The 12,980-nt window shown below is 67.9% G+C and carries 7 protein-coding genes; 3 read left to right on the top strand and 4 right to left on the bottom strand.

The features are described from left to right. Both VEC11_RS15825 and VEC11_RS15820 read left to right on the top strand, forming a co-directional pair. Window positions 1-855: a phosphodiesterase gene (locus VEC11_RS15825; protein ID WP_464133913.1), complete on the top strand. Its 855-nt coding sequence runs from the start codon at window positions 1-3 to the stop codon at window positions 853-855. Between the two features lie 11 nt (window positions 856-866). Further along, entirely contained in the window at window positions 867-1,217 is a 351-nt protein-coding gene (locus VEC11_RS15820) for an endonuclease domain-containing protein (RefSeq protein ID WP_464133909.1), read from the top strand. Window positions 1,218-1,327: 110 nt separating this feature from the next. Here VEC11_RS15820 and VEC11_RS15815 read toward each other — a convergent pair whose 3' ends face one another. The 4 genes from VEC11_RS15815 to VEC11_RS15800 form a co-directional block, all read right to left on the bottom strand. Then, the gene (locus VEC11_RS15815; RefSeq protein ID WP_464133905.1) at window positions 1,328-5,590 is read right to left on the bottom strand and encodes an LVIVD repeat-containing protein; all 4,263 of its coding nucleotides are present in this window, start codon (window positions 5,588-5,590) and stop codon (window positions 1,328-1,330) included. Window positions 5,591-5,597: 7 nt separating this feature from the next. Continuing rightward, window positions 5,598-7,541, bottom strand: coding sequence for a hypothetical protein (locus tag VEC11_RS15810; RefSeq protein ID WP_464134517.1), 1,944 nt, complete (start codon window positions 7,539-7,541; stop codon window positions 5,598-5,600). Between the two features lie 140 nt (window positions 7,542-7,681). Then, window positions 7,682-9,643 (bottom strand): heme-binding protein, encoded by a 1,962-nt coding sequence (locus tag VEC11_RS15805; protein ID WP_464133903.1) that lies wholly within the window; start codon window positions 9,641-9,643, stop codon window positions 7,682-7,684. A 7-nt stretch (window positions 9,644-9,650) separates the two neighbouring features. Further along, the gene (locus tag VEC11_RS15800) at window positions 9,651-11,051 is read right to left on the bottom strand and encodes a multiheme c-type cytochrome (protein ID WP_464133900.1); all 1,401 of its coding nucleotides are present in this window, start codon (window positions 11,049-11,051) and stop codon (window positions 9,651-9,653) included. Window positions 11,052-11,253: 202 nt separating this feature from the next. On the opposite strand from VEC11_RS15800, the gene VEC11_RS15795 reads away from it, so the two are divergent. Then, complete coding sequence (locus tag VEC11_RS15795) at window positions 11,254-12,900, top strand: acetolactate synthase large subunit (RefSeq protein ID WP_464133898.1); 1,647 nt, start codon at window positions 11,254-11,256, stop codon at window positions 12,898-12,900. Window positions 12,901-12,980: the final 80 nt, after the last annotated feature.

Raw genomic sequence — 12,980 nt, 5'->3', positions numbered from 1 at the left:
ATGCTCGTCGCACAGATTACCGACCTCCACCTGGGCTTCGATCCGGGCAATCCGGAGGAATATAACCGGCAGCGCCTCGATCAGACGCTGAAGGTGCTGGCGTCGATGACGCCGCGGCCCGATCTGCTGCTCGTCACCGGCGACATCGCCGATAATGGCGACGACCGCGATTCCTACGAGCGCTTCAAGGCGGCGACGGCGGACCTGCCGTTCCGCGTCTGCCCGGCCATGGGCAATCACGACAATCGCGCGATCTTCCGCGAGGTCTTCCCCGGCACGCCCGCGGTGGACGGCTATATCCAGTATGTGGTCGAGGATCTGCCGGTCCGGATCATCGTCCTCGACACGCTCGAGATCGGCCGGCATGGCGGCGGCTTCGACGAGGTCCGCGCCAGGTGGCTGGAGGCGCGGCTCGCCGAGGCGCCGGAGCGCCCGACCCTCATCGTCCTCCACCATCCGCCGATCGCCACCGGGCTCAGCTGGATGACGGAGAATCCGGAGGCGCGCTGGGTGAAGAAGCTCAGGCCGATCGTCGAGGCGAACCGGAACATCGTCGCCATGGTCTGCGGCCATCTCCACCGCCCGATCGTCACCCGCTGGGCGGGCACCGCGCTCGCCGTCTGCCCCTCGACCGCGCCGCAGGTGGCGCTCGACATGCAGAAGATGGACGCGGATCATCCCGACGAGCGCCCGATGATCGTCGCCGACCGGCCGTTCTTCGCCCTGCATTACTGGAATGGCGACGGCCTGATCACCCATTTCGAGACGGTCGAGGAGCATGAGGTCCTCGCCCGCTTCAACCCCCGCCGCCAGGGCCTGATCCGCATGCTCAACAGGGAGCGGGCGATCGGGTAGGGGGAGGTGCGATGGCGAGAAAGCGGCTCACTCCGGTCGCCAGAAAGCTGCGCGCCGATATGACCGATGCGGAGCGATTGCTGTGGTCGCGGCTTCGTGGAGAGCAGCTGGGCGCGAAGTTCACCAAACAGTTTTCAATCGGGAATTTCGTCGCTGATTTTGCGTGCCGGAGCGCGAAGCTGATCGTGGAATTGGATGGTGGACAGCATGATCGGCTGGCCAAGGCGGATGCGGCGCGGACCCAGATGATCGAGGCGCACGGCTATTTTGTAATCCGCTACTGGAATAGCGACGTCATGGAGAATCTGGACGGCGTCCTGGCGGACATTCTTCGCCACCTCGATATCGCCCGGAATCGCTAGACCTCCTCCCCCTCAAGGGGGAGGGTAGGGTGGGGGTGTCGGGCGCTTGAGATCTTCCGCGAACCGGCGAGCCCCCTCACCCTAACCCTCTCCCCGCCGGGGAGAGGGGATTAGCGGCTCGCCACGTTGGCCTGCGGTCCCACCCAGTCCGCCATCGAGCTCTCCATCGTGTCGGTCACCCGGTACGGCCGCCCCTGGCGGTTCAGGTAGAGGCGTTCCATCTCGCTGCGGTTGAAGGGGCGGGAGCCGAGTCGGCCGAAGACCGCGATCTGGCCGCCCGTCTCGTCGACGGCGCGGTCGCGGTCGAGGCCCTTGGCGACGGCGAAGGCGCGGCTGGGCGTGCGGGCCCAGGCGATCAGCTCCGGCGCGGGCCGCGGCGAGAAGCCGTAGAAGTTCGGATTGCTCTCCGGGCTGAACAATTGCAGCACCTTCATCCCGTTGCGCCCGTCGGCGACATAGGCGAAGAGCGAGGCGTTGGTGGAGGCGACGGTCACGTCCTGCGTATCCGGCGTCTGACCGAGCCAGAAGGCGGGGTTCGGCATCCGCCAGAACACCTGCGGCTGCTCGGGCCGGGTCACGTTGACGATGACGAGACCCTCGGCGCCGGCGGCGACATAGGCATAGGTGCGGGCGAGATAGACGCGGCGCGCATCGGCGAAGGGCACGGTCGCACCCGGCACCGGCACCGGCTGGTCCATGCGGGTGACGTCGAACAATTTGAGCCCTTCGGCGTCGGTCACCCAGAGATAGCGGAACTGCAGCGCCGTCGCCCGGGCATCGTTCAGCGCGATGGTCGCAGTCACGCGCGGCGCCTGCGGGTTGGCCAGGTCGAGCACGACCAGGCCGGCATTGGCGGTGACATAGGCATAATTGCCGGCGAGCGTGATGTGCCGCGCCCCGGTCAGGACATTATTCTCGTTCCAGGCATTGGCGCCGTTGGCGAAGGCCGTGCGGCGCAGGCGGTTATTCCTCGCCTCGCCGTCGGCGAGGGTGTCGACATTGACGAGAATCAGGCCCTCCTCGGCGTCGGTGATCACCGCATAATGGTAGATCGGCTGGAAGCGCTGCTCCTGATTCTCCTCGAGCAGCGAGATGGTCGAGCCGTCCGGCTGGGCGCGCGGCGTCGTCGCCATGGCCTCGTTGCGGTTCGGCGCGATCGGCTGGTTGGTGGGCAGCGCCATGCAGGTCGCGTTGCGGCTCTCGACATGCGTGTCCTGGCCCAGCGGCGAGACCGGCGCGGTGACGATCCGCTCGGAGAAGCCCTTATTGGCGATCGAGGCGATGTCGTAGACGCGGAAGCCGCCGGACCCTTGCGCCACGAACATATATTCGCCGCGATTCTGCAGGCAGCCGACCCGGTCGGGCGTGCCCTGGACGATATTGTAGAATTGCTCGAGCGCGCGGGTCTCGCCGGAGAGGTTGCGGTCGAAGGTCCGGCCGCGCGTCCAGTTGATCAGCTCGCGATTGTTCCGGTCGACATGCATCCGGTAAAAGTCCGGATAGGCGAAGCGCTGCAGATAGGAGCCGATCACCGCCTGCGGCTCGTCCCATTCAGTGACGCGCACCGCCTCGAAGCCGCCCTCCAGGCCGATCCAGGCGTGCAGGCCGACGAAGTTCACGAAGTTCGTGCCCTGCAGCAGCAGCTGCGCCATGATCGCATTATTGTCGTTGTTACTGCTGACATGGCAGTCGGTGCACTGCTTCGTCTCGGTCGTGCGGACTGTGTGCGGGAAATGCGGCGCGAAGGCCTGGCTCGAGAAGCCGGAGGCCGAGACGGGCGGCTGCTGGATGTAGATCCGTTCCCGGTTGATGTTCGTCGAGGAGAGCACCAGCGCCGAGGTCGAGCGGACCGGGGCGATGATATTTCCCTTGCTGGTCTGGTGGCGGCCGAGCTGGAACATGTCCTCGCGCGCGACCTGCGGATTGTAGGTCGCGAAGTTGCGCGTCTCCTCGCCCTCGTAGCGATGGACGTTGGTGCGGAAATTGGCCTCGATCGGCAGGTGGCAGCCGCCGCAGCTCGTCGTCCAGCTGAGGTGGCAGGTGAAGCAGGCCATCTCTTCCGTGGGATGGGCGAGGTCGGCGTCCGCGATGCCGGTGCCGAAGGTGTAGCGCCCGGTCTCGGCGCCGGCGCGCGAGACCAATTTGGAGCGGGCCGAGCGCAGGTTGAAGCAGGGGCCGGGCTGGCGCTCGCCCGGCTCGCCGCAGCGGGGCAGGGTCGCATCGACGGAATCGGCGACCTGCTGCACGGCCCAGCTCAGGCTCGGATCGACGATCGAGCGCTGGACGAGGACGCGCCGGTTCGGCGTCGCGCAGCGCAGGTTCGGCACCTCCTCGCGCGCCAGTTCGCAGTCCATCCACTCGAAGCGGCGGCGGCCGTCCTCGTTGCGGATCACTTCCAGGTTGGTGCCATGCGTCGGCGCCGCGGGACCGGAGGTGCGCAGGTTGGCGGGCGCGCGGGCGGTGCCGTGGCAGTCGCGGCAGCCGATCTCGATCGCGTTCGCCACCTCGCCATAGATGAAGCCGTTGCCATGCGCGTCCTGGCTGAAATGGCAGTCGGCGCATTGCAGGCCGAGCTCGGCATGGATGTCCATCATGTGGACCGAGCGGCCCGGATTGACCCCGGCCGGGACGAACGCGCCCTCGCCCTGGCGGCGGAAGGTCTCCGGATCGCCCGGCGGGATGACGTTGCCGCGCGCGTCGAGCAGATTGCCCTCGCGGTCGCGGCGGAAGATGCCGCGGAAGTTCCAGCCATGGCCGTGATAGTCGGCGAACTGGGTGGTGCGGGCGAGCGGGTTCACCCGGTCATAGACCTCGCGCACGAAATTGGGATCGGCCCATAGGCCCCGCGGCGCCGCCGCCTCGGGATTGCGGTTCAGCACGTTCACCAGCTGCTCCGCGGTCGGATAATGCTGGCGGCGGAAGAGCTGCTCCTCGGCGGCGTTGCGCGCGGGCAGGCGGTTCTCCGGCCCCGGCCACATCAGGTCGGCGTCGGACTCATAGTCCCACATCGTGTAGCCGAGATAGGTGTTCAGGAAGATGTTCGGCTGGTGCATGTGGCAGACCATGCACTGCGAGGTCGGGATCGCCCGGGTGAAGACGTGGCGGATCGGGTGGCCGCTCTCGCCGACCGAGGCGTGGTTCCCGTCCGCCGGCGCATCATGCGAGGGCTCGCGCCGCGCGCCGCCGTCGGGCAGATGCTCCGCCCCTTCCTCCTCGACCGCGCCCAGCCGGTGCGCACCCTGGCGCAGGCTGGCGATCGTCGGATCGACCGTCGCCGTCTGGCCGTCGCGGCCATATTGCGCGTAGGTCATCGAATGGCGCGGCTCGCGGTCGTTCGCATAGACGACGTGGCAGCCGGCGCAGCCGGAATGGCGATAGTCGCCCTGCTGGTCGTTCGTGCCCATGAACCACATGAAGGGGTCGTTGAGGCGGGTCTTGTGGATGTTGAGCACGGGGATGGCGACGCGGATGCCGGTGCCCGGGCCGCGGTTCGACTGCCTGAGGTCGGGCCGGCCGGGCTCCTCGAGCCGCTGGATGATGCCGCCGATATTGGGCAGGCCGACCTCCGGGAACTGGGTGCCGATATTGCGGCCGCCGCGCTCGAACACGCGGAACACGTCCGACGGCGGTACGACCTGCCAGGTGGGCAGCGGATACATGGCCGCGAGCACGCCGCGCGCACGCTGCTGCGGGGTCATGCCGTTCGGCCCGAGCGGCGAGGTGATCAGCGCAGGCTCGCCGGCGCGCGTATAGGCCTCGCCGATGATGTAGTTCTTGAAGGGCAGGATGCCGTTATTATAGGCCGCGCCGCCGATCAGCATCGCGCCCGTCGACATGAGCGAGCGCTCCGCCGCCTCGATGATCTCAATATGGCAGGCACCGCAGCTGTCGCGGACCACACGATAGTCCGACGGGTTCATGAAGCGCACGAATTCCGGCGCCTCGCGGTTCATCAGGGCATAGGTCCGGGTCGGGTTGGCGCTCGACGGGAAATGCCAGGAGGCCGGATAGCGCGGCAGCACGTGGGCGCGGGTCTGCGCCTCGAAATAGGGCGCCGTATTCTGCTGCGCCCCCTCGGGGCGGGTGATGCGCGGATTGCCGCCATGGCAGTCGGTGCAGCCGAGGACCACGGCCGGCGAGCGGTGCATCGTATGGGCGTCGCTGTCGGTATGGCAGGACTGGCAGCCCTGGCTCTTCGCCTCGGCGTCGCGCCATTCCTGGGTGCGCGGGGCAGGGGCGGCGCGGACCAGGCTGTAGTCGCGGACCACCGCCTTCTCGCCCTCCGAGGCGCCGAGCCGGGACGCGCCGAACAGCGAGGCGGCGAGGATCGCCGCTCCCATGATCGCCAGCCGCCCGAATTTCGCCAGCCCCATCATCCCCTCAATAGGTCAGGATCGCATTGAACAGGACCGAATAATATTGCCGGTCGCGGTCGTTGTTGGTGAACAGGTCGCGGAAGCCGGTGCCCGCCTGCAGAATCGCGCCGGACAGCCGGAAGACGATGTTCTGCGTCGCGCGCGGGCGCCAGATCGCCGCCGCCGAAATGTCCCAGCCGATGTCGCGCCGGATCGTGCCCTGGACGCGCAGCGCCTGCAGCACGTCGGTGCGGTGGAACCAGAGGTGGTTGACGTTGCCGGAGATGCGGATGCCCGGCGTCAGATCGAAGTCCGCGCCGATGCCGAGCAGCATCGTGCCCGGATTGACGAAGTTGGACTGGCCCTGCTCCTTCGACGAGCGGAGATTGTTGAGGATGCCGTTGCGCTGGTCGAGCGCGACCGCGCGGCCGCCGCCCGCGAAGGGGATGGTCTGGCGAATCCAGTAGCTGGTGTCCGCGCCGGCGAAGATCGGGTTCTCGAAGATATTGTCGAAGCCGCGCTCGGTATCGTCATAGGGATTGCCGTCGCCACTCGAGAAGAGGCCGGCGCCGCGGATGCGGATCCAGTTGAGGTCGATGCTCGGCTCGGCCGCGAAGAAGAAGCTCCGGAGCCGCGCCGGCCGCTGCGTGAAGACGTTGTTCCGGTCCTGGCCGAGCAGGAAATAGAAGCTGCTCGTCCAGTTGAAGCGGCCGACATGGCCGTCGGTCGAATAGCCGAGATAAATGGCGTCGTAGCTGCGCGCGCGAAGATCGCCGATCAGCGCCGGGCGGACCGGAAAGCCGTTATCGTCCACCTCCAGCTCGCCACGCTCGCGGTTGAGGTTCCAGGTGATGCTCGCCTGGCTGGTCAGGCCGACGAAGGGGAAATCCTGGCGGAAGACGTTGGCGTGGAGGATCCAGTCGTCGCGCGGGCTCTGGAACAGGTTGTTGAGGCCCGAATTGGTGTCCTTCTCCAGCCGCCAGATCGCCGCCAGATTGTACTGGAAGCGGTTGTTGTCGCGCGTGCCGAACAGGCGGACGCCAAGCTGCTGGTCCTGGAACAGGAAGCCGCGGAAATCGAAGTTGAACGGCTGGATGCCGACGCGGACCGAGTCGAAGTCGAAGCGGGTGGACGTGTTGCGGATATGATAGTCGATGAAGGCTTCCTGCACGCCCAGCGCGTAATCGAAGCGGTCGGTGCCCTCGGACGGCTGCACGAACAGGATGCGCCGCTCGCCGACGTCGACATAGTTCATGTTGAGGGCGAGGGTCAGGCGGTATTCGATGTCCGGCGGCTTGAAGGCGGTGCTGCCCTTGATCAGGGCGACGCTGGCGATGAAGGTCTGCGAGAGGACCAGGCTGCGATTGTCGCCGAACACGTCGTTGCTGTCCGGCCGGTCGGTGGTCTGCACGCCGACCGGGATCGGGAAGCTCCGGGGCTCGATCACGGTGTCCGAAATGGCGCTCGCCACGAAGAACCAGTCATTGCCGGTGAGGCCGAGGAAGCGCGGCGTCGCGCAGCGGGCGATGCCGGCCTCGCGCCGGCGCCGCTGCTCCTCCTCGGTCGGCAGGCAGATCGGCCGGTCGCCCTTGAGCACATTCTGGTTGTAGGGATCGTACCAGCGCTCGCGGACGATGCCGAGCGTGTCGATCAGCCGCCAGCGGTCCGGGACCGCGATATGCTCGGCCGGAAAGGCCTCGGGCGGGGGCTGGCGGATCGCGCCCGGATTATACTGGTCGACCGGATCGGGCAGATCGTGGCGGATGTCCGGGCGGCGGCGGCCCTCGAGCAGCTCCTCCTCCGACGGCGGGGTCGGCTGCTCGCGCGGCTCCTCGGCGGGCAGCGGCTGGTTGGTGACCGGCTGGCCGCCGAAGGCCGGCGCCTCGGCCGGCGGCGCATCCTGCAGGGCGAGGAGGGTCGACCCGGAAACGGAGAGCAAAGAGTCATCCCGGCGAAAGCCCGGACCCATGAACACCGACGATGAAACCATCCCCGGGGCGGTGTTCATGGGTCCCGGATCGAGCCCGGGAGGACTCATGGGGGCCGGCCCCGTCGGCGCCACAGGCGCGCCCGCCGACGCCATCAGCGACAGGAGGGCGGCCGCGACCGTCATTTTCCCTGGCAGACGTTCTGCTCGTTCGTCCCGATGAACGGGTTGAACGGGCAATTGACCCAGCGCAGCCGGACGCCGCCGCCGGAGGCGCCGGCGACGGGCACGACGATCTGGTCGGAGCGGATGGCGGCGGGCGCATTGGCGATCGAGCCGACGCGGACGGACGCGTTATGCGTGCCAAGGAAGCTGATCATGTCGTCCTGGTCGATACCGTCGCCCGACACGCCGATCCCGCCCACCAGGGTGTTGCCGCGATAGACCGGCACCGAGCCGGGGAAGATCTGGATGCCGTTGGCCAGCCGGCCCGGCGTCGGATTGGCCGTGCATTGCTGCGCCGTGTCCGGATTGGCGCCGAGGATGAAGCCGACATGGGTGAGGACGTTTTCGAGGATCAGCGCCGACTGCAGGCCGGTCGAGAAGGGATTGAACTCGGCGACTGGGCGCGAGAAGGCGCCGGGCGGCCGGCCGAGCTCGCCGTCCGGGAAATAGGGCCGCGAGACGTTGCCGTTGGCGCGGTCCGAGAAGGCGAACTGGCCGGTCAGCGCATTGGGGTCGTTGAAGAAGGCGCGGGCGAGCGGGACGAAATTGCGGATGTCGGCGCGCACCGTCGGGTTCGCGGCATTGTTGTTGCTGAGCTCGGTGCCGGCGGTCGCCGAGGAGAAGAAGGCGGCGGTGCGCGCCTTCTGCAGCGAGACGTCGGTGCCGAAGATCGGCGCGTCCGGCCCGCGCACCACGCCGAGGATGTTGCCGCTCGTGTCGACCACCGAGATCGTCACCTGCGCGCGGCTGTCGAGCGGCTGGCGGATCTGGGCGCGCGCCGCGGCCATGATCTTGAACGCCTCCTCGAGCAGGGCGCGGACCTCGGCGGCGCTCAGGGCCGTCCCGGCCGGGGTCGTGCCCGCGACCGGCGGATAGCGGTTCGCGCCGGCGCCGTTGGTCAGGATATAGGCGTCGGGATTGGCGAATTCGGCGGCAGTGGCGAGGCGGATGCCCGAGGCCTCGCTGCCATAGGGCGTGCCCGGAATGATCGGCCCGAGCGTGTAACCGTTGACCGGGATCAGATTGCCGACGCCGGGGATCAGGCTGGCGAAGGCGGGGGTCGCGCCGGCCCGGAGATCGCCGACCAGGGTGTCGCTGTAGCGCAGGGTGGTGCCGTCGACGGTGATCCGGTTGGCCTGGATTTCGTCCGAGGCGGCGAAGTTCCGGGTGGCGGCGAGGGCGATCGCCTCCTCGTCGTCGGTATCGACATTCTGGATCTCGGGGTCGAAGCCGTAAATACCGTCCGCCATCACCCCGACGCCGCCGACGACGAAGCCGTTCTTGTAGAGCGGGAAGCCGCCCGCATCGGCGGAAAGGCCGAGCGGCGAGCGCTTCGGGCCGATCAGGGCCGCCGGCCCGGGCGCGCCGAAGCGCGAGGACAGATCGGAGCAGGGCAGCTGGCTGAACTGCACGCCGAACAAAGGACCGCTCTCCAGCCCCTGCGCGGCGACCGAGGGCGGGAAGTGCTCCTGCACGATCTGGCTGGCCGTCCGGGTGGAGAAGGCGTTGCCCGCCGAGGAAAGATAGGCGCCGGTGATCGCCTTGGCGATCGCGCCGGCGACCGCGCCGCCGGGGACGCTGACCCCCTGCAAATCGTGATTGATCCCGCTCGGCGAGGAGGGGACGGCGAGGCCGACATTGGCGCCGTTCATCTGGAAGGCGGCGAGCACGTTGCCGACCCGGTCGACGACCACGATCGTTGCCGGACGGCCCCGCGCCTGCGCCTCGGCGACCGCCTGGGCGATGATCTGCTGCACATCGGCGACGGTGAGCGCGACCTGCTGGGGGTCGGTGAACAGGCGTGTCGCCGCGGGCGGCACCGGGCCGGGCGCGGGCCCGGCATTGCTGCCGCCGCCGCCCCCGCAGGAGGCAAGCAGCAAGGAGGCGATGGTGATCGTGGAGGCGGCGTTACGCTTCATGATACTCTTATCTCAATCGTCTGATGGCAGCCGCGGCGCGGCCGAGGCTCGCCCGGAATCCTCCAGGATCATAGGCATTGGGATCGTGCACGGCGCGGTAGGCGCCGTTGATGTCGCGCCGGATCGCATTGGCCGTGGCCACGGGGACATGGCCGCCGCTGACCAAGGCGGAGAGCAGGGTGTCGGTGGCCATCACCGCCTGCACCGAGCCGGCATAATCGGTGAAGCGCGGGCTGATCGCCTGGCTGGTGATCGTGTCGATGATCGCGAAGGTCGCGTTGCGGCCCATGTCGGCGCCGGCAAAGGCGTTGGCGAGCTGGCGCAGGGTCGCGCGCAGCCGGTTGGCCGCGGCGATCGCCGCCTGCCGGCCCTCGCCCATCGCCTGGTGGAAGGCGCGGCTGTCGCGCTCGAACTGCCGGGCGAGGCCGGGGGCCACGACGCGCGCGGCCGCGTCGAGCATGATCATGTTCTCGTCATTATAGGGCGGCATGCCGGACGGGATCGGGCGGCCGGGATTGGGAACCGAGCCCGGACGGAAGCGCGGGTCGTCGGAGATCTGCCGGTGGCAGCTATGGCAGTCGAAGAAGTAGAATTCGGGGAAGATGCCCTCGGTGCCGCGCTGCGAGACGAAGAGCCTGAGCGACCGCTCCAGCGCCATCGCCTGGCCGGTCGCCCAGACCTGGGTGCCGGTCGCCAGATTCTTGCCGCGCTCGCGATAATCGTCGTCGATATTGTAATGCTGCTGCAGCGTGGTGAAGAGGTCGAGCTCGAAGCTGATCCGCGGATGGCCGGCGGCCATGATCCGATGGGTGACGAACTGGTTCGGCGCCTCGTCCGAGCCGAAATGGCAGTTGAGGCAGCGTTCGGCGCGGGCCCGCGCATCGTCGAGCGGGACGAGGCCGTTGCGGACATTGGCGGCATGGGTGCCGCCCACCGCATAATGGCTGGTCAGCCAGCCCGAGGCCGCGCCGTGGCAGGATTCGCAGCCGACGCCGTCGGTGGTCTGGAAGCGGACGCCGCGCGGGCCGGCGGGCGTGGCGTGGCAGCCGAGGCACATCGGCGCGCCGGTCGCCTCGCCGATGCCGAGCCGCTCGGCGATCGCGCGGGACCGGGGCTCGCGCAGCACCGCATAAGCGCGGCTGTGCGCGCCGGCCGCGGTCGCCGGATCCTGCCAGAGCATGATCTCGTCCTGGCGGACGCGCGGGCCGTCGCCCTGGCTGCGGCCGTGACAGGTGGTGCCGCCGCAGGTGGCGACGCCGACGAAATTGCCCGGGGCGACGCTGACCCCCGACTGGACGGCCTGCGCGTCATGGGGTTTGAACAGCAGGAAGAGGGCGGCGACGGCCAATGCGCCCAAGGCGCAGAGACCGATCGCAAGTTTGCGGCTGCCCCCCAATTTGTCCTCCATGCCGCCCTGTTTCCGGTCAAAGAAGTCGCCTCGGACTATGGGCCAGCATATTTGTGCATGCAAGCCGCAAAGACGCCCCGCAAGGCATTGGTGACAGCCGAAACAAAGCCCGGTAGAGCTAGAAATTCGACGGATACGGGGGGCCTCAGCCCGGCCTTGCGTCGTCGTTCAGCGTCCAGTCCAGCGATCGGAGCCCGCGCGAATGACCAAAGCCTCTGACCTGTTCATCCACTGCCTCGAGGAGGAGGGCGTCGAATATGTGTTCGGCGTCCCGGGCGAGGAGAATCTGGATTTTCTCGACAGCCTCTCGCGCTCGACCAGGATCAAGCTGATTCTGACCCGCCACGAGCAGGGCGCGGGCTTCATGGCCGCGACCTACGGCCGCCATACGGGCAAGACCGGCGTCTGCGTCGCCACGCTGGGCCCGGGCGCGACCAACTTCGTGACCGCCGCTGCCTACGCCCAGCTCGGCGGCATGCCGATCCTGATGATCACCGGCCAGAAGCCGATCAAGAAGTCGAAGCAGGGCCGCTTCCAGATTCTCGACGTCGTCGACATGATGGGCCCGATCACCAAATATACCCACCAGCTCGCCTCGGCCGACAATATCCCGAGCCGGCTGCGCGAGGCCTTCCGCCTCGCCGAGGAGGAAAAACCCGGCGCCACCCACATCGAATTTCCCGAGGACATCGCCGAGGAGCAGACCGAATCCACGCCGCTGAAGCGCAGCCTGGTGCGCCGGCCGCTCGCCGACGAGAAAGCGGTGCGCGCCGCGGTGCAGAAGCTGGAGGCCGCGCGCTCGCCGATCCTCGTCATCGGCGCGGGCGCCAACCGCAAGATGACCAGCCGGATGCTGCTCCAGTTCATCGAGAAGACCGGCATCCCCTTCATCACCACCCAGCTCGGCAAGGGCGTGATCGACGAGGCCCATCCCAAGTTCCTCGGCTGCGCGGCGCTCTCCTCGGGCGACTTCTGCCACAAGGCGATCGAGTCTGCCGATGTGATCGTCAATATCGGTCATGACGTGATCGAGAAGCCGCCCTTCTTCATGCAGCGCGGCGGCACCGAGGTGATCCACGTCTCCGCCAACACCGCGTCGGTCGACCCGGTCTATTTCCCGCAGATCGAGGTGATCGGCGACATCGCCAACGCCATCTGGCAGATCAAGGAGGACATCGTCCCCTCCGCGACCTGGAATTTCGAGAAGATGCTGGCGGCGCGACGGGCCGAGGTCGAGCATACCAACTCGCTCTGCGGCGACGACCGCTTCCCGATCTTCCCGCCCTGCCTGGTCGAGCGCATCCGCGAGGCGATGCCGGCCGACGGCATCGTCTGCCTCGACAATGGCGTCTACAAGATCTGGTTCGCGCGCAACTATCCGGCGCGGGCGCCCAACACTGTGCTGCTCGACAATGCGCTGGCGACGATGGGCGCCGGCCTCCCGAGCGCCATGGCGTCCAAGATGGTCCATCCGGACAAGAAGGTGATGGCGATCTGCGGCGACGGCGGCTTCATGATGAACAGCCAGGAGATGGAGACCGCGGTCCGCCTCAAGCTCGACATCACCGTCCTGATCCTGCGCGACGACGCCTATGGCATGATCCGCTGGAAGCAGGCCAATATGGGCTTCAAGGATTTCGGCCTGACCTACGGCAATCCGGATTTCGTCAAATATGCCGAGAGCTATGGCGGCCATGGCCACCGCGTGGAGAGCGCCGCGCAGCTGCCGGAGATCCTGAAGCACTGCCTCGACACGCCCGGGGTCCACCTGATCGACTGCCCGGTCGACTATTCCGAGAACGACCAGATCCTCAACAAGGACATCAAGGCGCTGAGCGCGAAATTGTGATCTTCTAGCCCCTCCCCTTCAGGGGAGGGGTTGGGGTGGGGCATGCGCCCATCCCGATAGGCCCCACCCCCGGCCCCTCC

The sequence above is a fragment of the Allosphingosinicella sp. genome (genome assembly GCF_035626655.1).
GTDB lineage: Bacteria > Pseudomonadota > Alphaproteobacteria > Sphingomonadales > Sphingomonadaceae > Allosphingosinicella.
This window is presented reverse-complemented; position numbering and strand designations above follow the sequence as displayed.

What these genes read in the sequence shown, in the direction of transcription:
- VEC11_RS15810 (WP_464134517.1), bottom strand. Translation starts at nt 7,541, where the DNA reads ATGGGTCCGGGCTTTCGCCGGGATGACTCTTTGCTCTCCGTTTCCGGG.
- VEC11_RS15795 (WP_464133898.1), top strand. Translation starts at nt 11,254, where the DNA reads ATGACCAAAGCCTCTGACCTGTTCATCCACTGCCTCGAGGAGGAGGGC.
- VEC11_RS15815 (WP_464133905.1), bottom strand. Translation starts at nt 5,590, where the DNA reads ATGGGGCTGGCGAAATTCGGGCGGCTGGCGATCATGGGAGCGGCGATC.
- VEC11_RS15825 (WP_464133913.1), top strand. Translation starts at nt 1, where the DNA reads ATGCTCGTCGCACAGATTACCGACCTCCACCTGGGCTTCGATCCGGGC.
- VEC11_RS15820 (WP_464133909.1), top strand. Translation starts at nt 867, where the DNA reads ATGGCGAGAAAGCGGCTCACTCCGGTCGCCAGAAAGCTGCGCGCCGAT.
- VEC11_RS15800 (WP_464133900.1), bottom strand. Translation starts at nt 11,051, where the DNA reads ATGGAGGACAAATTGGGGGGCAGCCGCAAACTTGCGATCGGTCTCTGC.
- VEC11_RS15805 (WP_464133903.1), bottom strand. Translation starts at nt 9,643, where the DNA reads ATGAAGCGTAACGCCGCCTCCACGATCACCATCGCCTCCTTGCTGCTT.